This is a genomic window from Paracoccus sp. MBLB3053 (genome assembly GCF_031822435.1).
In the GTDB taxonomy this organism is placed as follows: Bacteria; Pseudomonadota; Alphaproteobacteria; order Rhodobacterales; family Rhodobacteraceae; genus Paracoccus; species Paracoccus aurantius.
This window is the reverse complement of sequence record NZ_JAVQLW010000005.1, coordinates 212,952-239,283: the sequence shown is the minus strand read 5'-3', so window position 1 is coordinate 239,283 and position 26,332 is coordinate 212,952. Positions and strand designations below refer to the sequence as shown.

Genomic DNA, 26,332 nt, shown 5'->3' with positions numbered 1-26,332 from the left:
GCGATGCTGCGCTATCTTCTCGGGCGCGTGCTGGTGATGATCCCGACGCTGATCGTGATCTCCATCCTGATCTTCATCATCATCGAACTGCCGCCCGGCGATTATTTCGAAAGCTATGTGCAGGAACTCAAGATGCTGGGCGAGCCGGCAAACCTGCAGGAGATCGAGGAGCTGAAGGCGCGTTATCGCTTCGACGCGCCCGCCCCTGTGCGCTACCTGCATTGGGTCGGCGGCATGCTGCATGGCGATTTCGGCTACAGCTTCGAATACCGCATGCCGGTGAACGAGGTCGTGGGGGACCGGCTTTGGCTGACCGTGCTGATCAGCGTGGTCACGATCGTCTTCACCTGGATCCTGGCTTTCCCGATCGGGCTTTATTCGGCCACGCGGCAATATAGCTGGGGCGATTACGGCCTGACCCTGCTGGGTCTGCTGGGGATCGCCGTGCCGCATTTCATGCTGGCCATCATCCTGATGTATTTCGCCAATGTCTGGTTCGGCACCTCGATCGGACACATGATGGACCTGAAATACCTAGACCAACCAATGAGTTGGCAGAAGTTCCAATCCATTCTCGAGCATATCTGGATCCCGGTCCTGATCATCGGGACCGCCGGAACGGCCGGCATGGCCCGACGGCTCAGGGCAAACCTGCTGGACGAGTTGGGAAAACAATATGTCGTCACCGCGCGGGCCAAGGGCCTTTCTCCCCGTCGCGTCGTCCTGAAATACCCGCTGCGCATGGCGCTGAACTTCTTCATCGCGGATATCGGCTCGATCCTGCCGCAGATCATCTCGGGGGCAGAGGTGACCGCGATCATTCTCTCGCTGGAAACCACCGGGCCGATGCTGATCCACGCGCTGCAAAGCCAGGACATGTATCTGGCTGGATCTTTCCTCATGTTCCTCGCGGCGTTGACCGTGGTCGGGGTGCTGGTTTCGGACATCGCATTAAGCCTGCTCGATCCGCGGATCCGCCTGCAGGGGAGGCGCGGATGACCGCACCTTTGCCACCCCCCGGGACCGATCTGCCACATTATGTCTCGGACATTCCCTTCGATCCGGCGGCCGAACCGGCGGGCTATGCCGCGATGACAGGAAGCGCCAGCCAGCTTCGGCTGACCTGGCTGAAATTCCGCCGCCATCGCCTGGCGGTCATTTCAGGCGCCTTCCTGATCCTGCTCTATGGCTCGCTGCTCATCACCGAGTTTCTTGCCCCCTACAGGCTCGACAGCCGCGACCTGGATTACATCTACGCCCCGCCGCAGAAGGTCAGGCTGTTTCATGAAGGCCAACTGATCGGCCCGTTCGTCTATGGTCAGACCATGCGGCTCGACATGAACGACCTGCGCCGGATCTATACGGATGACACGTCCGATGTGCAGCGGCTGCGCTTCTTCTGCCACGGCGAGCCCTACCGTTTCTGGAAGTCCATCCCGGCCGATCTGCACCTGTTCTGTCCGGCCGAGGGTGGCCGCTTCAATCTGCTCGGCACTGACCGGCTGGGCCGCGACGTGTTTTCGCGCATCCTGCATGGCGCACGCATCTCGTTGACGATCGGACTGCTGGGAACGCTGGTCAGCTTTGTCCTGGGCATCACGATCGGGGGGATCGCAGGCTATCGCGGGGGCTGGTTCGATCACATGATGCAGCGCTCGATCGAGGTCATCCAGTCGATTCCCTCGATCCCGCTCTGGATGACGCTCGCGGCGATCATCCCGCTGAGTTGGAGCCCGTTGCTGGTCTATCTGGGCATTACGGTGATCCTTGGGATGCTCGACTGGACGGGGCAGGCGCGGGCGGTGCGCTCGAAGCTTTTCGCGCTTCGGGAAGAGGATTACGTCCTGGCGGCGGAACTGATGGGCGCGAAAAGCCCCCGGATCATCGGGCGACACCTGCTTCCCGGTGTGCTGTCCCATCTGATCGCCAGTGCCAGCCTGTCCGTGCCGGGCATGATCCTTGGCGAAACCGCGCTGACCTTCCTGGGTCTCGGGCTTCGTCCGCCTGTCACAAGCTGGGGCATCCTGCTGACCGAGGCACGCGGGATCAATATCGTCGCACTTTATCCTTGGCTGCTTTGGCCCATGCTGCCCGTTGTGCTGGTCATCCTTGCGTTCAATTTCCTGGGCGACGGCCTGCGCGATGCGGCGGACCCGTACAGATGACCGTAGTGGCTCTGGCGAGGAGCAGAGAAATGAAGAATACCATATCCGCAACGCAGGAGCAGCGATGATCCCCCGGCTCGATAACGCACGGATTTTGATGTACAGCCACGACACGTTCGGGCTTGGTCATCTGCGACGCTGCCGTGAAATTGCCCATGCACTTGTCGATGCATATCATGGCCTGTCGGTCATGATCATCTCGGGCACGACGATCGCTGGCGCCTTCGACTATCGCGTGCGCGTCGATTTCGTGAAGATCCCCAGCGTGATCAAGCTGAGAAACGGCGAATACCAGTCTATGGCGCAGCACACCTCGCTTGAAGATACGCTGGAGATCCGTCGCGCGATCATCCGCCACACGGCCGAAACCTTTCGCCCCGACATCTTCATTACCGACAAGGAGCCGATGGGGCTGCATGGCGAGATCGAGGAAACACTGGCCTTTCTGAAGACCCGTGGCACACGCCTCGTCCTGGGTCTGCGCGAGATCATGGATGCCCCCGAGTTTCTGGGTCCTGAATGGGAACGCAAGGATCTGTTGCGCAAGGTCGAGGCCTATTATGACGCGATCTGGGTCTATGGGCCGGAGGGTTTCCACGACCCCCTCTCGGGTCTCGCCGTATCGGAAACAATCCGCTCGCGCATGCGCTATACGGGCTTTCTGCGGCGTTCGCAGATCCAATCCGAGGGGACGCAGATCCGACCCCAAGGCGATTACCTTCTGGTCACGACCGGGGGCGGCGGGGATGGCGCCGAGCTTATCCAGAACGTCTTCGCGGCGCATCGTCAGGACCGCCGCCTTTGTCCGACTTTCGTGGTTCTGGGCCCCTACCTGCCGATCAAGGAACGCGCCGAGTTCATCGCCGCAGCGGCGGATCTGCCGCGGATCGAGGTGATCGAATTCGACAACCGGTTGGAGGACCTCGTGGCGGGCTCGGTCGGCGTGGTGGGGATGGGCGGATACAACACGTTCTGCGAAATCCTCAGCTTCGACCGCCCCGCGCTGATCGTGCCGCGCACCCGGCCCAGGATGGAGCAGGCGATACGCGCCCTGCGGGCCGAAGAACTGGGACTTGCCCGCGTCATGCCCAGCGAAGTGGCGACCGATCCCGAACGAATGGCAAAGATGCTTCGCGACCTGCCCACGGCGCCCCGCCCATCGCTTTCCCGTCTAGCGCGCGAAGCAGGGTTTCTGAACCTGAATGGCCAGCAGAGCATCGCGCAAGATGTCGGCAAGTGGCTGCGTGCGCCCCCGAATCCATTGCTGCAGGCGGTCAAGAATAGCTCATGAGTGCTGATCCCCTGTTGGTCGTTGTGCTCAAGGGCTATCCACGCCTGTCCGAAACCTTCATTGCGCAAGAACTCCTCGGACTTGAGCGGCAGGGCTTCAGCCTCAGGATCCTGTCTCTTCGCCACCCCACCGATACCCGCCGCCACCCCGTCCATGACGAGATCAAGGCTCCGGTCAGCTATCTGCCGGAATACCTTTATCAGGAACCCTGGCGCGTCACGCGAAGCTTCTGGCACTGCCTGCGTCGTCCGGGCATCGGGCGCGCTGCCCGGCTGTTCCTGCGCGACCTCGCAAGGGACCCGACCACGAACCGCATCCGACGCTTCGGGCAGGCGATGGTGATGGTGGCAGAAATGCCGCCCGGCCCGGTATGGCTGCATGCGCATTTTGCGCATACGCCCGCCTCGGTCACCCGCTACGCGGCTTGCCTGCTGGCCTTGCCTTTCACCATCTCTGCCCATGCTAAGGACATCTGGACCTCGCCCGACTGGGAATTGGCCGAAAAACTGCAAGACGCCGACTGGGCGGTCACCTGCACGGCGGTGGGTCGGAAAAGGCTTTTGGATCTGGCCCCGGCTGCAACTGTCCATCTGTCTTATCATGGGCTTGACCTTGACCGCTTTCCTGCGCCTGTGGGATCGCGTCCTGCCCGTGACGGAGCGCAAGCCGAGGGCCCGGTTCGCCTGCTTACGGTCGGCCGTGCAGTTCCCAAAAAGGGCTTTGATGTCCTGCTTGAGGCCCTTGCGCGACTGCCCGCAACGCTGAACTGGCGTCTGGTCCATATCGGCGGCGGTGGCGAACTGGCGCGGCTTCGAGCGCTGGCCGAAAGCCTTGGCCTATCCGGACGTGTCGAATGGCGCGGCGCCCAATCCCAATCCGAGGTGCTTCAGGCCTACCGCGATGCCGATCTCTTCGTCCTGGCCAGCCGGACGACTTCCGATGGTGATCGTGATGGCCTGCCCAATGTGATTGTCGAGGCCGCGAGCCAGGGATTGGCTTGCATCGGAACCGAACTCTCGGGGATCCCCGAATTCGTTCGGGATGGCGACACCGGGGTACTGGTGCCCCCGGAGGATGACGAGTCACTGGCCATCACATTGCAGCGCCTGATTTCCAATCCGCATTTGCGCGAAACCCTGGGAGCCTCCGCGCTCGCACGCGTCCGCAATGAGTTCGACCACAATTGCGGCATTGCCGAGTTGAGCGCCCTTTTCCGAGAAAGCTGGAGGGCGCGATGAACCCGAGCACGCGCCCACCACATATCCTGTTCTACGTCCAGCACCTTCTGGGGATCGGGCATCTGGCCCGCGCAAGCCGCATCGCCTCGGCGCTCGTCGCGCGCGGCGCCGAAGTCACGCTGGTGACCGGGGGGCTCCCCGTTACGGGTTTTCCCCCGACCGGCCTGCGTCATGTCACCTTGCCCCCGGTGCAATCCGCCGGGGAAGGGTTTTCGGGACTGGCCGATGCCGAAGGGCGCCCGGTCGACGCGGCTTTCCTGGAGGCGCGGCGCGATCGACTGCTGGAGCTTTTCCGCCAGTCCCGCCCGGATGTCGTCGTTACCGAGGCTTTTCCCTTTGGTCGCAGGCAGATGCGGTTCGAACTTGACCCTTTGCTTGAAGTGATCGAAGCAACGCGGCCCCGGCCAGTCCTGTGCTGTTCCCTGCGCGATATCCTGCAAGCAAGAACCAAGCCCGGACGCGATGCGGAAACGGTCGCACGCATCCTGCATCACTATGACAGGGTTCTCGTGCATGGCGACCCGGCATTCGCGCGTCTCGAGGACAGCTTTTCGCGGGCCGCGGAAATTGCCTCTCGGGTTGTCTATACCGGGCTTGTGGCACCTGCCCGGCCCGAGCCTTCGGCGGATCGGTTCGATATCGTCGTCTCGGCGGGCGGCGGTGCCGTCGGGGCAGAACTGGCCCTCGCGGCCATGGCGGCTGCCGCGATCCTTCCGTCGCAACTTCGCCATTGCATCATCTGCGGGCCGAACCTTCAGGTTGCGACGCGCAGCGTGCTGGTTGAGCAGGCGGCGGCGATGGCGGCAGGTCAGGTGACGATCGAAACCTTTCGCAGCGATTTCGCCGCGGTTCTTGCCAGTGCGCGCCTTTCGATTTCGCAGGCCGGATACAACACCGTCTGCGATGTTCTGCAAGCCGGATGCCGCTCGATCCTCGTGCCCTTCGCCGCGGGCGGCGAGACTGAGCAGACGGCCCGCGCATGTCTCTTGCAGGCGAAGGGCAGGGCCGTTCTGCTGCCGGAAGAGAACCTGAGCGGCGAACGCCTCGCGGCCGCGATCGCCCGAGCATTGTCCGCGCCGCGACCGTCGCCCGACAGTCTGGACCTTGACGGCGCGGCCAAGACTGCCAACATCTTGTACAATCTGACAGAACTCCGGAACATCGGCTGAGGGGGACGTGCTCCTCGAACCGCAAGCAACAGTCCGCCGGGATTGGCGCGGCAATGAGATCGTCTTCGATGGAACCGAATATCTTTCGCTACATCTGGATGCATACCAAGCGCGAGCAGATCCTGATCGTCTGCATCGTGCTTGTGTCGATGATACCCTATTATCTCGCGCTGGACCTGCCCAAGCAGATCGTCAACCGGCCAATTCAGGGCATGGGCTTCGACGGAGCGGGCAGCACACAGCCCTTTCTGGATCTGGCCCTGAACCTGCCCTTCATCGGGGAGGTCCGGTTCTTCGACGGTATCGAGCTTGAGCGCGTGCCCCTGCTGTTTGCGCTGAGCCTGACGTTTCTTGGGCTTGTGATCATCAACGGCCTTTTCAAATTCTTCGTCAATGTCCGCAAGGGGCTGCTTGGTGAAAGGCTGCTGCGGCGGACCCGCTACGAACTGGTGGACCGCATCCTGCGATTTCCGCCGCAACGCTTTCGCCAGGCGAAATCGGGCGAGATGGCAAGCCTGGTGAAGGACGAGATCGAGCCGCTTGGCGGCTTCGCGGCAGATGCCTTCACCCAGCCAGCGATGCTGGGCGGGCAGGCCCTGACGGCGATGGCCTTCATCTTCGTCCAGCATTTCTGGCTGGGCGTGCTGGCCGCGGCGATGGCCGGGGTGCAGGTCGCGATCATTCCCCGCATGCGGCGCAGGCTGATCGTGCTTGGCCGCGAGCGCCAATTGACTGCGCGCGAACTGGCTGGACGCGTGGCCGAGATCGTCGACGGCATTCAGACCATTCACAGCAATGATGCCACGAACTGGGAAAGGGCCGATATCGTTTCGCGGCTGGGTCGGATCTTTCGGATTCGCTATGACATCTACCAGTGGAAATTTCTGGTGAAGTTCCTGAACAACTTCATCGCGCAGCTCACGCCATTCCTGTTCTACTCGATCGGTGGCTATCTCACGATCCAGGGCAAGCTGGACGTCGGGCAACTGATCGCCGTCATCAACGCCTACAAGGAACTTCCGGGACCGTTGAAGGAACTGATCGACTGGGATCTGGCGCGACAGGACATGCAGGTGAAATACGAGCAGGTCATCGAGCAGTTCGAGGCCGAAGGGCTGGTCGATCCCGCGCGCCACGATATCGACGCCCAGATCCCCCCCGACAGCATCGGCCCTCTGGCCATGCATCGGCTGTCGGTGCGCAATGATCTGGGCACGACACTGCTGGATGATATCTCGCTGCAGGTCGACCGCGGAGAGACGCTTGCCGTGATCGGGGAATCCTCGGGCGGGGCCCCGCTTGTGGGCGACGTCATGGCGGGATTGATCGCACCGTCACAGGGCAGGATATTGCTGGGTCAACACGATCTTGCCCAATTGCCCGAACGCGTGACGGGGCGTGCGATCGGCTATACCGGGCCCGCCATCCACCTGCTTGGCGGCACTGTCATGGAAAACGTCACTTATGCCCTGAAACGTCGCCCCGGCGCGGCACATGCCGAAGAATTGCCCCAGGGTCATTTCGATCGCGAGTGGCGGCTGAAGGAAGCCCGGCTGGCCGGGAACCCGATCTTCGAGAAGGATTCCGACTGGATCGACTATGACGCGATCCAACCCGCCGTGACGGATAACGACATCATGGGGTCGATCTACGAGGTGCTCGAGGTCGTTGGTCTGCATGGCGACATCATGACCTTCGCGGTCCATCAGACGGTCACACCGGAATTCGCAGCGATGATCGCTCCGGACATTCTCGAGATGCGCCGCAAACTGCGTGAACGACTTGCCGAGCGCGACCTCGTTTCGGCGATCCTGCCCTTTGAACCGGATCGCTACAACAGCGAGGCGACGATTGGCGAGAACCTTCTGTTCGGCATTCCCACCGAAAGGCAGGCCTCGATTGTCGCGATCGTCCGGCATCCCTTTTTCCGCGAGGCGCTGATATCGACCGGCCTCTTGCCGCGCCTTTTTGATCTGGGCCGAAGCTTTGCGCAGGTGACGCTGGACCTGTTCGGCGGCATGGCCGACAATCCGGATCTGCTGCAATGGCTCACCTACATGACCCCCGAGGAATTGCCGGAGTTCGAACAGATCGTCGCGCGAACCGCGACGGGTGGAATGGAAAGGGCAAGCAATTCAGACAGGGTCCGCCTGGTGAGACTGTCCATGTCCTATATCGAGCCGAAATACCGCTTCGGGCTTCTGGATGACGAATTGCGCGACCTGCTGGTCGCCGGGCGCAAGACATTGGACGACGACATGCCCGCCGACCTGCGCGATAATCTGCAACCCTATGATCCGACGGTCTACATGGAGCGGGCCACGATCATGGACAATATCCTGTTCGGAAAGGTCAATCGCCGCATGGGCAGGTCCGAAGACCGCATCGCGGAATGCGTCAAGTCGGTCCTGCGCGACGCGATGACCGGGAACAGGGAACTGCGCGACAGGATAATGGGGCTGGGGCTCGCCTATGATATCGGCGCGGGCGGTCGTCGTCTGAACCTGCTGCAAAGGCAGCGGCTGGCACTGGCCCGCACATTGCTGCGCAAGTCCGACTACTACGTCTTCAACGAGCCACTGTCCGGTGTCGATCCTGTGTTCCAGGAACGCATGATCGGAGACATCCTTGCATTTCTTGCGCATCAGCCAGAACCTGCCGGCGTTGTCTGGGTGCTTGCAAATCCGGTTCTGGCACACCACTTTGTGAGAAAGGCAGAATTTTCCAGAGGACGATTGGTCCAGGCCGATGATTCTGGAAAGCGGGACGTGAACAAGAATCTTGGTGATTTTCAGGTAGCCAGCACATGACACCCTCTTACGGGTCCCCCGAAGAGGAAGGGCGTGGATGGCGAAGGCGCTGAAAGGGGCTGCGTATGCTGCTCGAAGACGAGGTTGCACTTCTGCGGAAACTTCCCCTCTTGTCGAGGGTCGATCCCGGTCGGCTGAAGGTTCTGTGCTTCGCCTCTGATCGGGAAAGCTTCGCCCCGGGGGAGGTCCTGTTCCGGGAAGGTGAAGCGAGTGCGGGCGCTTACGTCATCCTTTCTGGCTCGGTCGACGTTTTCAAATCCGTCGAGGACAGCCATTATACCAAGACAGGAAGCGACGCCGCAGTGGCCATCATCGGGCAATCATCGATGCTGAACGACACGCCGCGGCGCGCGACGGTCACGGCGCTGACCGATGTGGAAGTCCTGCGCATCAACAGCAGCTGTTTCATGCAGCTCATGACGTCTTGCTGCAAAAGCAGCGAAGGCGTCATTCGGTCCCTGGGCGCGCAGTTGGGTGATGCAGACGTCGCAAAGAAAGCCATGTCGTCTGACAGATAATGCAAGCGCGGCGACTCAGGCGTCGCTGATTTCGTCGAAAGGCAACCAGACCGCCCCGTTTGCTTTCGTCGCGCCGATCAGTTCGGCGATGAAGGACCAGGTATCCTCACCGTGAACAAGGTGGTGGGTCAATAGGCCCGAAAATGCACGGCCGGATTCCGCCCGAAACCTGATTTCGCGCCACATCGCCTCGGGGTCGCATGCGACCCTGCCGCCGCGCCAGTCGATGACGTCGAGATGGGTGTTGACGACACGCAGGCCCCGCACTTCCGTTTCAGGCCCGAAAGTGGAAATCGCCCGAAAGCCGTCCTCGGCCAGATGCTTCAACAGGGCAGGCGCGATGCGGTTCCACGGCGGCACCAGCAGCGGCAGGGCGCGTGCACCATGCAGTTCCTGCAACTTCGTCAGCCCGCGACGCAATTCATCCCGCATCTCTTCGTTCGCCCTGTCGGGGCTGAATTCCTGCCGTTTCCGTCCTTCGGGCGCATGATTGCGATGCGACCAGCCATGCACGGCCACACGGACCAGGGGCTCATCCGCAAGCCTGTCTGCAAGCTCGGGCCCGGACGCCCGGGAATTCCAGGGCGCGGGGATCACGGCCAAGGTCAGAGCCGCGTCAAAGGCATTGGCCATCGCCAGCAACCGATCAAGCGCGGGTTCAGGGGACACCGCATCGTCGTCACGCCACCAGAACTGCACGGGCACGCCCGCAACGGCACGATCAGCCAAAGCGCGTTCGGCCAGGTCCCTTTCCCGCATCATCCGATGGCCGCCCTGAATTCGCGATCAAGGATGTCAGCCGCGGTGGCGATCCCATGCCGCTCGGCAACCCTTGCCCGCGCCGTTGCGCCCATCCTGACGCGAAAATCGTCATCGCCCAGCAAGCGCGCGAGGTTGTCCGCAAGGGCGGCGATATCCCCCTCGGGCGCCAATAAGCCCGTTTCCCCATCAGCCACGACCTCGGGCACGCCGGCGGCCGACCATGCAACCACCGGAAGACCAATCGCCTGCGCTTCGAGATAGGCAAGGCCGTAGGCCTCGCCGCAGCCGGGCCAGAAATAGACGCTGCCCGCGGCCAGAAACTCGGGAAGCTTGTCCGACGGAACCTGCCCAAACCATTCGACGCGATCCTGCGGGAAAAGCGCTTCCACCTCCTTTCGCATGGGCCCGTCACCCGCGATGCCCAGCTTCCAGTCGATGGCAGGCGGCAGCATCTGCAGGGCAGCGGCCATCGCGCGGTAGCTTTCCATCTTGTCGCCCCTGCGCATCATTGCAACCGTGACGATCCGCCCCCCCTTGGGCAGGGAGCGTCGCGGCCAATCATCAAGATCGAGAAACGGAGGAAGCGCGCAGATACGGGCCGCAGGTACACGCGCGCGCAAGCCGTCGCGGTCCCGTGCCGTCATGGCGAAATTCACCGCAGCACGGTCCACCGATTCGGTCACGGCGGCCTGGCATTCGGCCCAGACCCCGCGATCTCGCCGGCCCGACAACGAAGCCTCGGCGCTGATCCAGGGCAATCCGAATTCCCGTGCCAGCGGAGGACCGATCAGATCGGGTGACTTGTAATAGGGGTGATAGCAGAACCAGGCATCGGGTGGCGCCCCGTCGCGCCACAGTCGCGAAAGGCGCTCTCGCTCTGCGGCGGCTGCGCTCTGAAGATCGGAGAAGGCGCGCGCATCCCTGTCATCGGGCAGAAAGGCACGCAACTCGGATGCAAGCTCGACCTTGTGACCGGCTCGTCTCAGAGCCGTCATCAGCAGAATGGCCATCTGCCGATCCCCGGAAGGAACCGGATGGGTTGGCGGCTTCAAAGGTGCGTAGAAGGCGATTTTCACTCAAGCCCTTTGCACAGATCTGCCGGCAGCAGCTTGTCGCAATCGGGCGCCCGAACGAAGCTGTCGTAATAGAGCGACCATTTCCCCTCACCTGCATCGCGATAGGGTCCGAACTTGAAATACTGGTTCGCACCCAGGCCAATATCGTCGTGACCTATGCGACCTGACACGGTCACGACGCTGGCACCATCCACCACGATATGGATCATGCCCCCGCCATTCGGGCCCGGAAGGGTATAGAAGGCATAATCGTGCCATTCCGCCGTGGCTTCAGGCAGAAATGCGGGGCCGTTGATCGTGACAGCATCCGTGCAATGATCGAATTCCGGTCCGGTGTTCGAAGACCAGCTTTCGGCGCGCGCAACCAGAACGCGCATCTGCCGCGTTTCGGGGCGCAACCAGACTGCGGCCCAACCTGCGGGACATTGCCCCGCTTCGGGGCGCGGCGCATCGGGCGGCGGGGCCACGAAATTCGTCTCGACCGTCGCGAACATCACGCCCGATCGCATCCGCAAGGCGAGGAAGGGGCTGAAATCTCCGTCCGCCTCGGGGCCGATCTCGCGCTTCCATTGCGCCATGACGTAGCGGTGGTCATCGACCGGAACCGGGTCGTCAAAGCGCATGGAAAAGCCATACCAGACACCCTTGTCATAGGGCACCCGCAAGCCGGTCCTTTCCCAGATCTCGGCGCGCTCGCTGCATCCTTCGGCATGAGGGGGGCATAGCGGGCGGACCGACAGCTGCAATGCGCCCTCACCGGAACGGATGATCTTCGACTGAAACACCACCTCACCGGCGGATTGCTCGAAATTCTCGCGATAATAGAGCCCACCCTCGGGCGTGAAATCCGAGCCATCGAAGCCGTCATGCAGCACGGTTTCTTCCACCGCCCATGAAACGTTCGGGCAAATCGCCCAGGCAAGGGCCAGAGACAGGCTGAAGGCAAGATTGCGCATCGTCGTCCGCTTGTAGGCAACACTTCCGGCATTCCGGCACCCGCGATGCCAAGCTTGCCCAACCGAGCTTGACAGCCGCGCCGCAAATTTTCAACCGTCAGCGCGGAGCCAGAGGGATGATGCGATGAACCGACCTGACACTGCCGCCGCGCTCATGTCCCGGATCAAGACTGGCGAGGCGAAGGCCGGCGTCATCGGACTTGGCTATGTGGGTCTGCCGCTGTCGATGACGCTCGTCTCAGGCGGGTATCATGTGATCGGTTTCGACATCGACCCGCCCAAGATTGTCCAACTGAACCAGGGTGAAAGCTATATCGAGGCCGTTTCGTCAGATGCCCTGAAGGCGGCTCGGGATGATCAACGCTTCGAGGCCAGCGGTGATCTGACCCGCCTCGCCGAATGCGATGTCATTGCGATCTGCGTCCCGACACCCCTGACCGCGCATCGTGAACCCGACCTTCGCTTCGTCGAGCAGACCGGCCGGGATATCGCGCAAGTGCTCAGGCCGGGGCAGCTCATCGTGCTCGAATCGACAACCTGGCCGGGCACGACGGACACGATCCTGCGACCGATCCTGGAAGCCACGGGGCTGCGGGCCGGGCAGGACTTTTTCCTTGGATTTTCGCCAGAACGCGAAGATCCGGGCAATCGCGGCTTTTCGACTGCCGCCATCCCCAAGGTCGTTGCGGCGGACGGCCCGGCCGCGCAAGAGCTCGTCTCGGCCTTCTACGGCGCGGCGCTGGAGCGGATCGTACCCGTGTCCTCTACCGCAACCGCAGAAGCCGTGAAGATCACCGAGAACATATTCCGAGCGGTCAACATCGCGCTCGTGAACGAATTGAAGATCGTCTATGACGCGATGGGCATCGATATCTGGGAAGTGATCGAGGCCGCCAAGACCAAACCATTCGGATACATGCCCTTTTATCCCGGGCCGGGCCTGGGCGGGCATTGCATCCCGATCGACCCCTTCTACCTGACATGGAAATCGCGCGAATACGAATTGCCGACGCGCTTCATCGAACTGGCAGGAGAGATCAATGCCGCAATGCCGCGTCATGTCGTCTCGCGGCTGGCCGAGGCGCTTGACCGGCATGAGGGAAAGGCGCTGAGCCGGTCGACGATCCTCTTGCTGGGCATGGCCTACAAGAAGAACGTGCCCGATCTGCGCGAAAGCCCCTCGCTCAAGCTCATGGAACTTCTCGAGGAACGCGGCGCCAAGGTGATCTTTCACGATCCTCTTGTGCGAGAGATCCCTTCGACGCGCGATTATTCCGCCTACAGGGGACGGCGTTCGGCCGAGCTGACCCCGGAATTGATCGACCACGTGGATGCCGTCCTGATCGCCACGGATCATGACGCGATCGACTATTCGACCGTCGCGGGTGCCGGCCTGATCGTCGATACGAGGAACGTGATGGCAAGGCTGGGTTTGCAGGCCCGCCGGATCGTGAAGGCCTAGTGCGATATGGTTGATTGTCCCGCCCCAGCGACTAACCTGACGCCAACTTGCGGAGCGGCCACTGCGGAATGAAACAGATCATCATCTACCACACGCAATGCTATTCGGACTGCGAAGAGGCCATTTGCCAGCAATACGCGGATGCGATCGGTCCCCAGAATTTTGCCATCGCGATAGATCGGAACGCTTACGATAACGGGCGGGGCGAATGGCCACGACTGCATCTGGACGAGACGGCCTCGAAGGCTGAATTCGGGGCCGGGCGGTCAAGCAGGTCTCATATCGATCTGGTCATGGCTTTGGCGCTGAAGGCCTTCCCCGATGCGGACCGTTTCATCTATCTTCGGGACGAGGTAGCGGTTCCCGACCTCGGAAAGCTGCTTGATCGGATGGCGGCGCTTCAACAGGACTTTCTCATGGTTTCTCGACCGGGTGAATCGGCCCGGGAAGATACCGCGAACCGGTTCGAGATGGCTTTTTTCAGGTCGTCCCGCGCGCTTGTCGAAGAAGCAATGTTGATCCGGCGGGAGGAGACCAGCCCTGACGCATCGCCCCGCGATTTTCGCGCCTGTTTGCAAACAGCGCTCGCCGCGCGAAATGTGGATGCGGGAAATCTCTGCGAACTTCTTCCCGAACTCTTCGATACCGCGCACTTTGGCTCTGCCGTGCTTGAGCTGGCGGATCAACGGCCGGTTGGCCGGGATGTCATCCGCCATCCTTCGCTGACGCTCGACCAGATGGTGAACCGGATCCTGCGCATGGGGCCCAAGCGCCGCGATCGGATGCAGAAGGTCCGGCTTCGTGGGGTTTGGGGGATGGTCAATCCCCATCAAAGGCAGGTCTTGCAGGCGGCGTTTGCCTGCCATCAACGGCAAGACCGCACTCTTCGCGTCGGCCACCGGCAGGTCAGGGGCATCAAAGGTGCCGAAATCGCAATGGCGGCGCCGAGAATTTACGACTGCACGCAATCTGCGGCGATCGACATGGAGGTTTCTGAATTCGCGGACCTGCATCTTGATCACTTCGACACGACCCGAGCCGAGGCCGTCTGGCTGCGGATCGGGGATCAGCGTGACCCCAGAGAAGCACCGTTCTACTATCAGGCGATCAGGACAGCCGCGGTCGAGGCCTATTCCGTGCCTTTCAGTCAATTGGCGCCCTGGCTTGGACCGATGCCCTCAACCCCCATTTTGATTTTCTCGATCGGCAGGTGCGGCTCCACACTCTTTTCGCAGATTGCCAAAGTCGCCGGGGTCGCGACCTGGTCAGAGCCGGATACCTTTACCAATCTGGCAAGTGACAAGAATCTCAGACAGGACCCCGACCTGCGCCTTCGTCTCGCGCGGGTCGCGCTCAATGACCTCGCGTGGAAGGCTCAAGCAGAAGGTGGGCAGCGGTATTTCGCGGTAAAGCTGCGCTCGCGCGTGACGCATCTTTGTGAAACCCTTTCATCGCTGAACCCGGACAGCAAAAGCCTGTTCATCGTGCGCGAGCCGGTTGGATGGGCCAAGTCCTTCGGACAGCATTTCGGCGCCGATCCCCGGGTTCTCGCGAACAATCTTTCCCGAATGGTTTCGGATATCCGGAAGGCAAAGGCAGGCGGGCTGGGCATCCGGGTGATCGACTATGCAGACATGAAGGACAGGCCCGGCGAACTGTGCCTGGAACTGTCTGGGCTGTCAGGGAAACCGTTCGATCAAGACGAACTCGACGCAGTCATGGCCTCGGATCCCCAGGCCGGGACGACGATCTCACGAGAGGCCGGAAAGGAGCTTCCGCCGGATTTTGTTCCGACATTCCTGAAATGTCTCGAAGAACGCGACCCGACCCTGCTGCAGACGCCCCCTTCGATGTGGATTTGAAAGGCGGCGTTTCAGCAGCGCCGGTCCCCAGCTTCATCTTGCCGGGAAACCACGATGGTCGTATCCCCTTTCGCGACAGCGATACCCGCGGTCCGGCCTGGTGGGGCGCGGGATCGGCGCCCGAAGGGCCATGATCCGGCGTCGAACATCTTGCCATCGGAACCTGGTTGGTATACTTCGGTATACAATTAGCTTGCCCATCGCTCGCCAGATGTTCTTGCGGCCCGGTGTTCTAGCTTGATCCAGCACTGCTATGTAGGGAACGTCATGAGCTTGTACACAGACTACCTAACCGAAATCGAAACCCGCAAAGGTGAGGGCCTGCATCCCAAGCCCATCGATGATGGTGCGCTGGTCGAAGAGCTTATAACGCAGATCGAAGACGCCGGAAGCGAGCACCGGAAGGCGTCTCTGGATTTCTTCATCTACAACACCCTTCCGGGCACGACGAGCGCCGCAGGCGTCAAGGCGCAGTTCCTGAAGAAGATCATCCTGGGCGAAGCGGTCGTTCCCGAGATCACCCCGGCCTTCGCGTTGGAATTGTTGTCGCACATGAAGGGCGGCCCCTCGGTCGAGGTTCTTCTGGATCTGGCGCTTGGCGAAGATGCCGCAATCGCGACTAAAGCGGGCGAAGTGCTGAAGACGCAGGTCTTCCTTTACGACGCGGACATGGCCCGGCTGGGCAACGCCTTCAAGGCGGGTGATGAGATCGCCAAAGGCATTCTTGAAAGCTACGCCAAGGCAGAGTTCTTCACCAAGCTTCCAGCGGTCGAGGACGAGATCAAGGTCGTGACCTATATCGCCGCCGAAGGCGATATTTCGACCGACCTTCTTTCACCGGGCAACCAGGCGCATTCGCGTTCGGACCGCGAGCTGCACGGCAAATGCATGATCTCGCCCGAAGCTCAGGCCGAGATTCAGGCGCTGCAAGCCCAGCATCCCGACAAACGGGTCATGCTGATCGCCGAAAAGGGCACGATGGGCGTCGGTTCCTCGCGCATGTCCGGCGTGAACAACGTGGCCCTCTGGACCGGCAAGCAGGCCAGCCCCTATGTGCCCTTCGTCAATATCGCCCCCGTGGTCGCCGGCACGAACGGCATTTCGCCGATCTTCGCCACGACGGTCGACGTGACCGGTGGCATCGGCATCAACCTGAAGAACTGGGTCAAGAAGGCCGATGCGGACGGCAAGCCGATCCTGAACAATGACGGCAATGCGATCCTTGAACAGAAATACTCGGTCGAAACCGGCACGGTTCTGACGATCAACGCCAAGGACAAGACTCTCTGCGACGAAAACGGCAAGCCGCTGGTTGACGTGGCCGCTGCCTTCACCCCGCAAAAGGTCGAGTTCATGAAGGCCGGCGGCTCCTATGCCATCGTCTTCGGCAAGAAGCTTCAGACCTTTGCCGCCGAAACGCTGGGCGTCGAGCCGACCCCGGTCTTTGCGCCGAACAAGGAAATTTCGGTTGAAGGTCAGGGCCTGACCGCCGTCGAGAAGATCTTCAACCGCAATGCGGTCGGTGTGACCCCGGGCAAGGTGCTGCATGCCGGTTCGGACGTGCGCGTTCGTGTCAACATCGTCGGCTCGCAGGACACGACCGGCCTGATGACCGCCCAGGAACTCGAGGCGATGGCCGCGACGATCATCTCGCCGCTGGTCGACGGGGCCTATCAGTCGGGCTGTCATACGGCATCCGTCTGGGACAAGAAGGCCCAGGCGAACATTCCGAAGCTCATGAAGTTCATGAACAGCTTCGGCCTGATCACGGCGCGCGACCCGAAGGGCGTCTATCACTCGATGACTGACGTGATCCACAAGGTGCTGAACGACATCACCGTGGATGACTGGGCGATCATCATCGGCGGCGACAGCCATACGCGCATGTCAAAGGGCGTGGCCTTCGGCGCCGACTCGGGCACGGTGGCGCTGGCACTGGCCACCGGCGAGGCGACCATGCCGATCCCGCAGTCGGTGAAAGTGACCTTCAAGGGCAAGATGCAGCCGCATATGGACTTCCGCGACGTGGTCCATGCAACGCAGGCGCAGATGCTCAAGCAATGCGGCGACAACGTCTTCCAGGGCCGCGTGATCGAGGTCCATATCGGCACGCTGCTGGCCGACCAGGCCTTCACCTTCACCGACTGGACGGCCGAGATGAAGGCCAAGGCGTCGATTTGCATTTCGCAGGACGACACCCTGATCGAGTCGCTGGAAATCGCCAAGTCGCGCATCCAGATCATGATCGACAAGGGCATGGAGAACGAAGCCAAGACCCTGCACGGACTGATCGACAAGGCAAATGCGCGCATCGCCGAGATCCGTTCGGGCGAAAAGCCCGCGCTCGCGCCCGATGAGAACGCGAAGTATTTCGCCGAAGTCGTCGTCGATCTTGACCTGATCGACGAGCCGATGATCGCCGACCCCGACGTGAACAATGCCGATGTGTCCAAGCGTTATACCCATGAGACGATCCGTCCGGTGTCCTATTACGGCGGCACGAAAAAGGTCGATCTGGGCTTCGTCGGTTCGTGCATGGTGCATAAGGGCGACATGAAGATCGTTGCGCAAATGTTGAAAAACCTTGAAAAATCTCAGGGCAAGGTCGAGTTCAAGGCGCCGCTCGTGGTCGCTGCCCCGACCTACAACATCATCGACGAGCTGAAGGCCGAGGGGGATTGGGAAATCCTGCAGAAATATTCGGGCTTCGAGTTCGATGACCTGCTTCCCAAGAACACCGCGCGGACCGAATACGAGAACATCCTTTATCTCGAGCGCCCGGGCTGCAACCTGTGCATGGGCAACCAGGAAAAGGCAGAGAAGGGCGATACCGTTCTGGCCACTTCGACCCGCCTGTTCCAGGGCCGCGTCGTCGAAGACAGCGCCGAGAAGAAGGGTGAATCCCTGTTGGCCTCGACCCCGGTTGTCGTGCTGTCGGCGATCCTTGGCAGAACGCCCAGTGCCGACGAATACAAGTCGGCCGTCGAAGGCATCGACCTGACCAGGTTCGCGCCTCCGCTCGAGAAATCGGGCACCGCGCGGTCGGTTCACTTCTAGGAATCTGGCCTGTCGTTTCAGGCCCCCTGAACGGCAGGTGCCTGGCCGCCCGTCACCAATCGTGCGGCACCAGACTCGCGGGGCCCCCATGAACGGCGACCGCGATCATCCGATACAGCAGCCACCCCCCGCATTAGCAGGGGGTGGCTCATAACGGCTTGCCCGACGGACCATGCCCGACCGGCCAAGCCCTCGGGCAGATCGGAGCGTCAACCTTTCCCGGGCCGATGTTGGGGCGGATTGACACCGAGACGTCCAGCAGTTCCAGATCATGGCGACACCCGCTGTTTCCTGCCTGAAAAGGAACGACCATGAAGTCGCTGCCCGTTTTCTTCGTGCTGATTTCCGCCAGCCAACCGGTCATGGCAGAAGATCCTCTTGTCCAGCCGGTCATTGACGCCTGCATCGACAAGTTGGACGAGAGCGATCGCACCACCCGCCCGGCAGGTCAGGTGGTGGACAGCATGTATTCAGAGGCGGGTTCGATGATCATCCTTCAGGATGCGGATGGCCGGATGTGGAAATGCTTCGGCTACAAGGATGGCACGGTCGAAACGCTCGAGCCGGCCGATGCAGCCGAATCCGAGGCGGCCTTGGCACGCTCTGATGCCCAGGACGCTCTTGCACCCCGGCGTATCGGCCTTGCAGACGGCACCAGCGGAGCCGAAATTTCTGGCGAGCTTGAGGCGGGAGGTGCGACACAATTCGTGCTTGCCGCACGAAAGGGACAGGTGCTTGACCTGCGCATCGAGCCAAGGGGCGGGGAGATGTACTACATCCTTCGCAATCCCGACGGTTCTGTCCTGCAGGGAGGAACCGACGCCGTGACGGCATATCGGCAGCCGCTGTCTCAATCCGGCGATCATGTCATCGAGGTCATCAACAAGGAAAGCGCAAGCCACGCATTCGATTTGCGCGTCACGATCGAATGATCCTGTCGGCAGGAAATGAGAATGACGCTGCTATCGCGCCCCTATCCCATCAGGCACCGGCTGGCCATCGCGATCGCCACGCTCGCCCTCTGGACGGCAATCACGCTTTTCGGCGCCGGACTTGGCAACGGTCATATCCGGCTCGAGCAGCTTGCGACGAGCGGCATCGCCTGGCAGGTTCTGTTGGCCAGCCTGCTTCTGGTTTGCGTGATGTCTTGGGCCGGATGGCGCGATCTGGGATTTCGCGCGCCAGCCTCCGCCACATTGAGGGTTCTGTGGCTGCCGGGATTGTTCATCCTGCTGCTGTTTCTGTGGGCCGTCTTTCTGGGCCTGCCTGCGCCCGGCGTGATGATGATGGTGCTGGCCAATACCCTTCTTGTCGGCTTTTCCGAAGAAGTGATGTTCCGCGGTGTGCTGTTCCGGGCGATCAACCTCCGGCTCCGCATCTGGCCAGCGATCATCTGGACATCGGCGAGCTTCGGACTCGTTCATGTTCTGAACGGTTTCCTGACCGGAAGTTTCGGCACGGCATTCATCCAGGCGATCGCGGCTGCCTGCACGGGGCTTTTGCTTGTCGCGATCCTTCTTCGCACCGGGTCCCTTTGGGTTGCCATCGTCTTCCACGCCCTGTGGGATTGGGTGTGCTTTCTGGTGGTTCTCGGCGCCCAGTCGATTGCCAACGACCACACAGCAGGTGGCGCAACCGCGGCGGGGCCCGCGCGACTGCTGGTACCGTTCCTGATCGTGCTGCCCAACCTGCTTTGGGGGCTCTGGCTCTTGCGCGGTATCGGCAAGGGTTCCGCAGCCGACCGCTTCTCCACAAGCGACGCCGCTGCCTCAGGTGTTTGACTGCCGGTGATGGTTGACGCTGCCCGAAATATGGCTCAGAGCGCGCTCCGTCGGACGAGCCTCTCTTGGCTGTCTGACGCAAGTCGCGACAGGCCTCATGGGCGGGGCTGATCGGGTAGCCGGGTGGCGACATTTGGCATGGAGGTTGGATTAATGGCACTGCACGAACTCCTGCGTGATCGACGTTCGGTGCGGGGCTTTCTTCCTCACGCGGTTCCTAGGGAGGAAGTCGAGAAAGTGCTGCGCGCCGCACGCACTGCACCCAGCGGCGCCAACCTGCAGCCCGGGCGTTTCCATGTATTGACGGGTGAGCCGCTGGCCGCGCTCAGCCGCGAGCTCGTCGACATGGCGGCAAGCGGCCGACCCCCGGTGGCGGAATATTCCTATTTCCCCAATCCGATGCCGGCTGAACTGAAGGCAAAGCAACGCGCCGCTGGCTATGCGCTTTATTCCCAGCTCGGTATCGGGCGGCGGGATATCGAAGGCCGAAAGGCCCAGTTCCTCGAGAACTATCGGTTCTTCTCCGCACCGGTCGGAATCGTCGTGTCGATCCGGCGCGACATGGGCAAGGGCTGCTTCATGGATCTCGGCATGGCGATCATGGCCCTGATGCTTGCCGCGCAAGATCGCGGGCTTGCGACCTGCGGAATAGGGGCGCTTGCCAATTATGCCGACATTGCCCATGCCCATCTTGGACTGAAATCGGAAGAAATGGTCGTTTGCGGCATGGCGCTTGGTTACGCGGACCCCGAAGCGCGTGTGAACGATGTCCGGACCGAGCGCGATCCGCTTGAGGAATATGCCGTCCTGCGAGGGTTCAGCTAAGCGACATCAGGACAGCCGTTCCAAGCCCCCCGGCCGCCGCGATCGCGGCGATCCCCGTCCCACCGCGTCGTTGCAGTTCGTGAAAAAGCCGCACGGCGTTGATCGCCCCCGAGGCCCCGATCGGATGACCACGGGCCAGCGCGCCGCCGCCGGGGTTCACGATCGCCGGATCGATCCCGACGCCTCGGGTGCAGGCGATGGCCTGCGCCGCGAAAGCCTCCATGATCTCGGCGACCGTGAGTTCGTCCGGGGACAGCCCGGCATTGGACAGCACCCGTTTCATCGCCACGACCGGCGCGGCGCCGGGCCGCTCGGGACGACCGCCAAGCGTGATGCCGCCGCGATAGGTCAAACCTTTACATTTGATCCGCGCGGAAACCCGATCGGAGACGAGAAGGCAAAGCCCGACCCCATCTGCGGCGACCGCCGAATTCGCCGCAGTGATGGTGCCGGCAAGGCTCGGCGCGCGTGCGGCCAGGCGCAATGGCAGGTCGCGGGTGAAGCTGTCGCGATCAACCCCGCCGATCGGCACGATCTCAGCCGCCAGGTCGGCGGCACGAGCCTTGCGGTGGCTCTCGACGGCCCATAGGTCCTGCATCTCGCGCGTGATCCCCAGCTCGGCAGCCAAGGCGTCAGCCGCCGCATCCATTGGCGGGTCAAGCGCGGGCCAGGGCGCAAAGGGCGGGCGATCATAGGCGACCGGCTCGCCCCCGTCCGGATCGGTGCGCAGGCGCAGGGGCCGGCGCGAATAGGATTCGACACCCCCCGCAACGACCACGTCAGCCAGCCCCGAGGTGATCATGGTCGAACTGATGACCAGCGCATCCAGGCCGCCACAGCATTGCCGGTCGATGCTGAGCCCGGCGACCCTTTCCGCCAGACCGGCCGCCAGCGCAACCATCCGGGCGGGATTGCCCCCGCCACCCAGCGCATTGCCCAGAACGACCTCGTCGACATCATCAGGTGATAGACCAACCGCGCCGATCAGGCTGCGCAGGACCGGGGAAGCAAGCTCGTGGAGATCCAGCCGCGCCAGCGCCCCCCCGCGCGGAGCGACCGCAGAGCGCAAGGCGGCGACGATCTTGACCCCGGTCATTCGTCGATGCCCAGGCGCCGCGCGATTTCCCGCAGATCCGGCTTGCCTGAAGGGGTCACAGGAAAATCCGCCAGTTCGATCACTTGTCTGGGCGCGGCAAGCGGTCCGAATGCCTCGCGGCAGACCCCAAGCATTTGATCGCGCAATTCCGGATCTGACCTGCCTGCGATCACCGCCACCAGCGACACCAGCCGGCTTGGGTCGGGCCTGGGAATGACCGCGCAATGGGTTATGGCCGGGTCAGACAGCAACAGGGACTCGATGTCTTCGGGAAAGACGTTCTGATCGGCAATCGTCACCATGCGGTTCTGCCGACCCGATACGGTCAGGAAGCCATCCGCATCAAGCGCCCCCATCTCTCCGACCGTCACATAGCCGTCCGACCACTTCGTGTCCGGGCTGTCGCCCTCGGCATAGCCATCGAACAGATAGGGGCTGCGAACCCAGATTTCCCCCTTGCTCCCGATCCTCAATTCGACACCCGGATAGGCGCGTCCGACCGCGTTTTCAGGGCCGCTGCCGTCGCCCCAGGCAATGAAGCTTGTCTCGGCCGCGCCGTAGAATTCGCGCATGACGGCATGGGGGCAAAGCGCCGCGATGCGGGCACGCAGGCCCGGCGGAAGGCGACCGCCACCGCAGAGGATATGGCGCAGGTCAGGCAAGAGCACCTGAGTCTCGCAGATCAGGCGCAACTGCGTCGGAGTGGCGTAAAGCACGGTGACAGCGGCATCGGCCAACAGCTGGGCCTGACGGCGCGGCCTGAGCCCGCCAAGGCAATGCAGATTGGCGCCCAGATGCGCCGCTTCGGAAATTGCGTATAGTGTCAGGGAATGGGCCGGCATTCCCAGCATGCCGTAGCGGTCGCTTGGGCCCAGTCCGAGAAAGGCGCGATTGACCTCGAAACTTGCGATCCAGGATGTGTGACTGCGGCGGATCGATTTCGCGGCGCCTGTCGTCCCCGAGGAAAGGCTGCGGAAATAGCCTCGCTTGCCAGGCACGACGATCTGAATTCCAGTCGGCCCTATCGTGAATTCCTGCCCCGATCGGATCGCGCTGCGAAGGTCGGCCAGATCGCGTTCAAGCGCGGTCACGGCATCGTCGCCCTCATCCAGCCAGCGGCCGGCGACGTTCAGGCGCGCATTCGGGCTCCATTGGAAAACTGCTTCGGACATTCGGTCTGCTCGAAAGATGTGGTCGCGGGGCCGTCCTTGCGCATTATGGCCAAGCGCCCCGAAACTCAATCCTTCCATCGCGGCGGCGAGGCTGCGTTAGCGGCGGCTGATGAACACACCGGTCAGGATCAGGCAGACGCCAGCAATCTGCATCCAGAAGATCGCGTCCTGTCCGCGTGCAAGATCCAGAACGACACCCGAAAGCATCTGCCCCGCGACCAGCAATCCTCCCGTCATCGCCGCGCCCAGTCGAGGGATCAGCCAACTGCCACCTCCCACGAAAGCCACGCCGACCGCACCGCCGATCCATGCAAGCCAAGGCGCGCCGGACGCCCCGTCGGGCCAGAAGCTGCCCGCAAAGACCGTGACGACCGCAAGGGCGACAAATCCCACGAGATGGTTCCAGAACGAGGATTGCAACGCGGATGTTTCAACGGCCAGCCGGCCATTTATCTGGCGCGACAGGGTCACCAGCATCCCGGCGGCAAAGGCAAATAGGATCATCGCCGCCATCAGCCCATTCCTCGGGCGAAGATGATCAGGATGGTGCCGGCGACGATTGCGGCCAGCGCAAACAGATCCTTGCGACGGGGCAGCCGCTTTTCCAGCCCCATCGCGCCCAAGCAGTCGAATATCAACGCAAGAACGACCTGCCCGGCAAGGCCGATCGCCAGCGTCCCGGTCAGCGCCAGCATGGAATTGGCGGCAGAGGATGTCAGCATGACCGTCAATGCGCCGGAAAGACCGCCGAGATAGGCCCAAAGCGGCGCGCGGCCAGGACTGCGGGCAGAACGGCCAGTCCCGGTTCGATGCATCGGCCAAAGCGCGGCAAGGACGATGCCGGCGACGACCGTTCCGACGCCATGGGCCGTCAGCGACGAGAAAAGCGGCGTGGTATGTGCGGCCATGGTGCTGTTGCTCAAGAGCATGAGCGTGAGCAGACTGCCGGTCGCAAGCGCTGCGACGATCTCGATCAGTCGCGGTGGAGCGGCACCGGCGGATGAGGGGGAGGCCAGACGCGAGGGAGCCAAATCCGTGTTCTCCGATCAATTGCTCTCGCCCCGGAATAGGCCCGTTGCTTCGAGACTGTAAGCCCGATCATGTGCCGGGATCGCTTTCGCTTCCGGAGATCCCTGTGGTGCGCTGCTTGCCGATCGGCGCAAGGCCTAATCTTCAAATCGGCTCGTCGGGTCCCGATCTCGCCGATATTGCCTGATGGTCGGGAACGATGGCAGCCAGGCCTCGCGCCGGATCGTCCAGTTTTCATAGGTGGGAACAAGTTGGTCAGGTGCGTCCAGCGATCCAAGATTCACCTCGACCTCGTCACCCGAGCGGGCAAAGACGGATGAACCGCAATGCGGACAAAAGAACCGGCCGCGATATTCTGCGACCTCTCCTTCGCTGGACACGGCATGTTCGGGAAAGATCGCAGACGCCTGGAAAAGGGCGCCGTGATGCTTGCGGCAGTCGAGGCAATGGCAGAGCCCGACGCGATAGGGCCTTCCTATCGCCATGATCCGAACCCTGCCGCAAAGGCAGCCTCCCGTGAAGCGGTCCATCCTGCATCTCCTCTGGTCGGGTCAACCAGAAGCGCCGAGCAGGTCGCAGGGTTCCCGCGTGCAGACGATCCAGACCAGCCGGCCGAAACACGAAGCGCACCGCTGTCGGATTTCCCCGCCGGTTTGATCAGGGCAGCACGGCGCCCGGCCAGCCCGGATCAGCGCTTGTCGTGGCCGCCGATCACGGGCGGGGGGATTCGGCCATCCTCGCTCAGCTTCCGGTCGCGCTGCAATTCAAGCCACATGGCGTTGGTGACCGCAAAGATGGCGGCAAGCGGAAGTCCGAGGAGCCAGGCGAAATACCACATGTCAGTTTCTCCATTCCGGTAAGTCCGGCCCCCGCCGCATGGCGGGCGGCCTTCGGGGCTCAGTAGAGGGTATCGGAACTGTCGGTGACATCCTTTTCGGTGACCTTGCCCCAAAGCACCCGGTAGACCCAGGCGGTATAGGCAAGGATCAACGGCAGGAAGATCACGGTCGCCACCAGCATGATGAACAGCGTCTGATGTGATGAGGAACTGTCCCAGACCGTCAGCGACGAACGCGGATCAAGCGACGATGGCAGGATAAACGGAAACATCGTCAGTCCGACGCTGGAGATCGTGCCAAGAATGCCAAGCTTGGACCAGCCAAGCGTGGCCAATTCGCGTCCCGCGCGCAGCCCGCGAACAGTCTGAACCATTCCGACCAGCCCCAGCAGGGGGGCCAGCGCGATCCAGGGGCGCTCGGCATAGGCGACCAGCCAGGATGGCGTGCGCTCGACTTCGGACCAAAGCGGATTGGACGGTCCATCTTTCACCACATCCCCCACGAGACGGTAGCCCTCGATGCCGAAGGCAAGCCAGAGCCCGGCGAGAAGATATCCCGCAATCATGACCAAGCCGCTGATCCCACCCATCGCACGGGCGCGCTTGGCCACAATGCCTTCAGCCTTCAGCGACAACCACGCCGCTCCATGGGTCATCAGCATCGACAGCGAAACGATCCCGGCCAGCAGGGCGAACGGGTTAAGCAACCCGAAGAACTTTCCATAATAACTGCCCTCGTAACGGGAAAACAGATCAGGGGTCAGTTCGAACGGCACGCCTTGCAGGACGTTCCCGACCGCCACGCCAAAGATCAGCGCAGGCACGGCGCCGCCCACGAACAGGGCCCAATCCCAGCCTTCGCGCCAGCGTTTCTCGTCGCGCTTCGAGCGGTACTTGAATGCGACAGGACGCAGGATCAGCGCGGCCAGCACCGCGAACATCGCGAGATAGAAGCCCGAAAAGGACACGGCGTAAAGTGGCGGCCAGGCCGCAAAGATTGCACCACCTCCGAGGATGAACCAGACTTGGTTTCCTTCCCAGACCGGGCCTACCGTGTTGATGATGATGCGTCGCTCGACATCGGTCCTGCCGACAAAGGGCAGGAGCGCGCCCACGCCCATGTCGAAGCCGTCCGTCATCGCGAAGCCGATCAGCAGCACGCCCAGAATAAGCCACCAGATCACCCGAAGCGCCTCGTAGGAAATCAGTTCATACAGGATCATGT

General features: G+C 62.2%; 24 protein-coding genes. 13 read left to right on the top strand and 11 right to left on the bottom strand.

Annotated elements, in window-relative coordinates; translation table 11 throughout:
- The first annotated feature begins 3 nt into the window (after positions 1 to 3).
- From RGQ15_RS21290 to RGQ15_RS21260, 7 genes are all read left to right on the top strand, one after another.
- A complete protein-coding gene (locus RGQ15_RS21290; RefSeq protein ID WP_311162893.1) occupies positions 4 to 999 on the top strand; it encodes an ABC transporter permease in 996 nt (331 codons plus the stop codon).
- The gene (locus RGQ15_RS21285; RefSeq protein ID WP_311162892.1) at positions 996 to 2,165 is read left to right on the top strand and encodes an ABC transporter permease; all 1,170 of its coding nucleotides are present in this window, start codon (positions 996 to 998) and stop codon (positions 2,163 to 2,165) included. The genes RGQ15_RS21290 and RGQ15_RS21285 overlap by 4 nt, the downstream gene beginning before the upstream one ends.
- A gap of 64 nt (positions 2,166 to 2,229) precedes the next feature.
- The gene (locus RGQ15_RS21280; RefSeq protein ID WP_311162891.1) at positions 2,230 to 3,456 is read left to right on the top strand and encodes a glycosyltransferase family protein; all 1,227 of its coding nucleotides are present in this window, start codon (positions 2,230 to 2,232) and stop codon (positions 3,454 to 3,456) included.
- Entirely contained in the window at positions 3,453 to 4,694 is a 1,242-nt protein-coding gene (locus RGQ15_RS21275; RefSeq protein ID WP_311162889.1) for a glycosyltransferase family 4 protein, read from the top strand. Before RGQ15_RS21280 ends, RGQ15_RS21275 begins: the two co-directional genes overlap by 4 nt.
- Entirely contained in the window at positions 4,691 to 5,863 is a 1,173-nt protein-coding gene (locus tag RGQ15_RS21270) for a glycosyltransferase family protein (RefSeq protein ID WP_311162888.1), read from the top strand. The genes RGQ15_RS21275 and RGQ15_RS21270 overlap by 4 nt, the downstream gene beginning before the upstream one ends.
- A 68-nt stretch (positions 5,864 to 5,931) precedes the next feature.
- Positions 5,932 to 8,673, top strand: a complete 2,742-nt coding sequence (locus RGQ15_RS21265) for an ABC transporter transmembrane domain-containing protein (RefSeq protein WP_311162886.1) — start codon at positions 5,932 to 5,934, stop codon at positions 8,671 to 8,673.
- 65 nt (positions 8,674 to 8,738) lie between these two features.
- A complete protein-coding gene (locus RGQ15_RS21260; RefSeq protein ID WP_311162885.1) occupies positions 8,739 to 9,191 on the top strand; it encodes a cyclic nucleotide-binding domain-containing protein in 453 nt (150 codons plus the stop codon).
- Positions 9,192 to 9,206: 15 nt separating this feature from the next.
- Here the strand turns inward: RGQ15_RS21260 and RGQ15_RS21255 are convergent, their stop codons facing one another.
- The 3 genes from RGQ15_RS21255 to RGQ15_RS21245 form a co-directional block, all read right to left on the bottom strand.
- Positions 9,207 to 9,950: a polysaccharide deacetylase family protein gene (locus RGQ15_RS21255; RefSeq protein WP_311162884.1), complete on the bottom strand. Its 744-nt coding sequence runs from the start codon at positions 9,948 to 9,950 to the stop codon at positions 9,207 to 9,209.
- Entirely contained in the window at positions 9,950 to 10,963 is a 1,014-nt protein-coding gene (locus tag RGQ15_RS21250; RefSeq protein ID WP_311162883.1) for a glycosyltransferase family 4 protein, read from the bottom strand. The genes RGQ15_RS21255 and RGQ15_RS21250 overlap by 1 nt, the downstream gene beginning before the upstream one ends.
- A 62-nt stretch (positions 10,964 to 11,025) precedes the next feature.
- A complete protein-coding gene (locus tag RGQ15_RS21245; protein ID WP_311162882.1) occupies positions 11,026 to 11,985 on the bottom strand; it encodes a polysaccharide lyase in 960 nt (319 codons plus the stop codon).
- A 124-nt stretch (positions 11,986 to 12,109) separates the two neighbouring features.
- Here RGQ15_RS21245 and RGQ15_RS21240 point away from each other — a divergent pair, with 124 nt between their 5' ends.
- Entirely contained in the window at positions 12,110 to 13,447 is a 1,338-nt protein-coding gene (locus RGQ15_RS21240; protein ID WP_311162881.1) for a nucleotide sugar dehydrogenase, read from the top strand.
- Positions 13,448 to 13,713: 266 nt separating this feature from the next.
- Here the strand turns inward: RGQ15_RS21240 and RGQ15_RS21235 are convergent, their stop codons facing one another.
- Complete coding sequence (locus tag RGQ15_RS21235) at positions 13,714 to 14,460, bottom strand: hypothetical protein (protein ID WP_311162879.1); 747 nt, start codon at positions 14,458 to 14,460, stop codon at positions 13,714 to 13,716.
- Here RGQ15_RS21235 and RGQ15_RS21230 point away from each other — a divergent pair.
- The 5 genes from RGQ15_RS21230 (at position 14,431) to RGQ15_RS21210 (ending at position 20,972) form a co-directional block, all read left to right on the top strand.
- Positions 14,431 to 15,309 carry a hypothetical protein gene (locus RGQ15_RS21230; RefSeq protein ID WP_311162877.1) on the top strand — a complete coding sequence of 293 codons (879 nt, stop codon included), beginning with the start codon at positions 14,431 to 14,433 and terminating at the stop codon, positions 15,307 to 15,309. The two genes, RGQ15_RS21235 and RGQ15_RS21230, sit on opposite strands and share 30 nt — an antisense overlap.
- A gap of 267 nt (positions 15,310 to 15,576) precedes the next feature.
- Entirely contained in the window at positions 15,577 to 18,366 is a 2,790-nt protein-coding gene (locus RGQ15_RS21225) for a bifunctional aconitate hydratase 2/2-methylisocitrate dehydratase (RefSeq protein ID WP_311162876.1), read from the top strand.
- A 311-nt stretch (positions 18,367 to 18,677) separates the two neighbouring features.
- Positions 18,678 to 19,298 (top strand): hypothetical protein, encoded by a 621-nt coding sequence (locus tag RGQ15_RS21220; protein WP_311162875.1) that lies wholly within the window; start codon positions 18,678 to 18,680, stop codon positions 19,296 to 19,298.
- A gap of 21 nt (positions 19,299 to 19,319) precedes the next feature.
- A complete protein-coding gene (locus RGQ15_RS21215; protein WP_311162874.1) occupies positions 19,320 to 20,147 on the top strand; it encodes a CPBP family intramembrane glutamic endopeptidase in 828 nt (275 codons plus the stop codon).
- Between the two features lie 153 nt (positions 20,148 to 20,300).
- Positions 20,301 to 20,972 (top strand): nitroreductase, encoded by a 672-nt coding sequence (locus RGQ15_RS21210; RefSeq protein WP_311162873.1) that lies wholly within the window; start codon positions 20,301 to 20,303, stop codon positions 20,970 to 20,972.
- On the opposite strand, the gene RGQ15_RS21205 is transcribed toward RGQ15_RS21210, so the two are convergent.
- The 7 genes from RGQ15_RS21205 to cydB all read right to left on the bottom strand — a co-directional run bounded on the left by RGQ15_RS21205 (position 20,965) and on the right by cydB (position 26,330).
- Complete coding sequence (locus RGQ15_RS21205; RefSeq protein ID WP_311162872.1) at positions 20,965 to 22,068, bottom strand: thiolase family protein; 1,104 nt, start codon at positions 22,066 to 22,068, stop codon at positions 20,965 to 20,967. The genes RGQ15_RS21210 and RGQ15_RS21205 overlap by 8 nt on opposite strands.
- Positions 22,065 to 23,240: an AMP-binding protein gene (locus RGQ15_RS21200; RefSeq protein ID WP_311162871.1), complete on the bottom strand. Its 1,176-nt coding sequence runs from the start codon at positions 23,238 to 23,240 to the stop codon at positions 22,065 to 22,067. The genes RGQ15_RS21205 and RGQ15_RS21200 overlap by 4 nt, the downstream gene beginning before the upstream one ends.
- 96 nt (positions 23,241 to 23,336) lie before the next feature.
- A complete protein-coding gene (locus tag RGQ15_RS21195) occupies positions 23,337 to 23,753 on the bottom strand; it encodes a DMT family transporter (protein ID WP_311162870.1) in 417 nt (138 codons plus the stop codon).
- Positions 23,753 to 24,271 (bottom strand): DMT family transporter, encoded by a 519-nt coding sequence (locus tag RGQ15_RS21190; protein WP_311162869.1) that lies wholly within the window; start codon positions 24,269 to 24,271, stop codon positions 23,753 to 23,755. The genes RGQ15_RS21195 and RGQ15_RS21190 overlap by 1 nt, the downstream gene beginning before the upstream one ends.
- A gap of 135 nt (positions 24,272 to 24,406) precedes the next feature.
- A complete protein-coding gene (locus tag RGQ15_RS21185) occupies positions 24,407 to 24,799 on the bottom strand; it encodes a GFA family protein (protein ID WP_311162868.1) in 393 nt (130 codons plus the stop codon).
- A 158-nt stretch (positions 24,800 to 24,957) separates the two neighbouring features.
- Positions 24,958 to 25,107 carry a cytochrome bd-I oxidase subunit CydX gene (gene cydX, locus RGQ15_RS21180; RefSeq protein ID WP_311162867.1) on the bottom strand — a complete coding sequence of 50 codons (150 nt, stop codon included), beginning with the start codon at positions 25,105 to 25,107 and terminating at the stop codon, positions 24,958 to 24,960.
- A 59-nt stretch (positions 25,108 to 25,166) separates the two neighbouring features.
- A complete protein-coding gene (gene cydB / locus RGQ15_RS21175) occupies positions 25,167 to 26,330 on the bottom strand; it encodes a cytochrome d ubiquinol oxidase subunit II (RefSeq protein ID WP_311162866.1) in 1,164 nt (387 codons plus the stop codon).
- Positions 26,331 to 26,332: the final 2 nt, after the last annotated feature.

Bases quoted from the DNA above. Each gene is read 5' to 3' on its own strand.
- RGQ15_RS21240 (WP_311162881.1), top strand. From the start codon at position 12,110: ATGAACCGACCTGACACTGCCGCCGCGCTCATGTCCCGGATCAAGACT.
- RGQ15_RS21285 (WP_311162892.1), top strand. From the start codon at position 996: ATGACCGCACCTTTGCCACCCCCCGGGACCGATCTGCCACATTATGTC.
- RGQ15_RS21225 (WP_311162876.1), top strand. From the start codon at position 15,577: ATGAGCTTGTACACAGACTACCTAACCGAAATCGAAACCCGCAAAGGT.
- RGQ15_RS21205 (WP_311162872.1), bottom strand. From the start codon at position 22,068: ATGACCGGGGTCAAGATCGTCGCCGCCTTGCGCTCTGCGGTCGCTCCG.
- RGQ15_RS21185 (WP_311162868.1), bottom strand. From the start codon at position 24,799: ATGGACCGCTTCACGGGAGGCTGCCTTTGCGGCAGGGTTCGGATCATG.
- RGQ15_RS21260 (WP_311162885.1), top strand. From the start codon at position 8,739: ATGCTGCTCGAAGACGAGGTTGCACTTCTGCGGAAACTTCCCCTCTTG.
- RGQ15_RS21230 (WP_311162877.1), top strand. From the start codon at position 14,431: ATGGAGGTTTCTGAATTCGCGGACCTGCATCTTGATCACTTCGACACG.
- RGQ15_RS21255 (WP_311162884.1), bottom strand. From the start codon at position 9,950: ATGCGGGAAAGGGACCTGGCCGAACGCGCTTTGGCTGATCGTGCCGTT.
- cydX (WP_311162867.1), bottom strand. From the start codon at position 25,107: ATGTGGTATTTCGCCTGGCTCCTCGGACTTCCGCTTGCCGCCATCTTT.
- RGQ15_RS21215 (WP_311162874.1), top strand. From the start codon at position 19,320: ATGACGCTGCTATCGCGCCCCTATCCCATCAGGCACCGGCTGGCCATC.
- RGQ15_RS21275 (WP_311162889.1), top strand. From the start codon at position 3,453: ATGAGTGCTGATCCCCTGTTGGTCGTTGTGCTCAAGGGCTATCCACGC.
- RGQ15_RS21250 (WP_311162883.1), bottom strand. From the start codon at position 10,963: ATGGCCATTCTGCTGATGACGGCTCTGAGACGAGCCGGTCACAAGGTC.
- RGQ15_RS21235 (WP_311162879.1), bottom strand. From the start codon at position 14,460: ATGCAGGTCCGCGAATTCAGAAACCTCCATGTCGATCGCCGCAGATTG.
- RGQ15_RS21265 (WP_311162886.1), top strand. From the start codon at position 5,932: ATGGAACCGAATATCTTTCGCTACATCTGGATGCATACCAAGCGCGAG.
- cydB (WP_311162866.1), bottom strand. From the start codon at position 26,330: ATGATCCTGTATGAACTGATTTCCTACGAGGCGCTTCGGGTGATCTGG.
- RGQ15_RS21245 (WP_311162882.1), bottom strand. From the start codon at position 11,985: ATGCGCAATCTTGCCTTCAGCCTGTCTCTGGCCCTTGCCTGGGCGATT.
- RGQ15_RS21290 (WP_311162893.1), top strand. From the start codon at position 4: ATGCTGCGCTATCTTCTCGGGCGCGTGCTGGTGATGATCCCGACGCTG.
- RGQ15_RS21195 (WP_311162870.1), bottom strand. From the start codon at position 23,753: ATGGCGGCGATGATCCTATTTGCCTTTGCCGCCGGGATGCTGGTGACC.
- RGQ15_RS21280 (WP_311162891.1), top strand. From the start codon at position 2,230: ATGATCCCCCGGCTCGATAACGCACGGATTTTGATGTACAGCCACGAC.
- RGQ15_RS21210 (WP_311162873.1), top strand. From the start codon at position 20,301: ATGGCACTGCACGAACTCCTGCGTGATCGACGTTCGGTGCGGGGCTTT.
- RGQ15_RS21220 (WP_311162875.1), top strand. From the start codon at position 18,678: ATGAAGTCGCTGCCCGTTTTCTTCGTGCTGATTTCCGCCAGCCAACCG.
- RGQ15_RS21200 (WP_311162871.1), bottom strand. From the start codon at position 23,240: ATGTCCGAAGCAGTTTTCCAATGGAGCCCGAATGCGCGCCTGAACGTC.
- RGQ15_RS21270 (WP_311162888.1), top strand. From the start codon at position 4,691: ATGAACCCGAGCACGCGCCCACCACATATCCTGTTCTACGTCCAGCAC.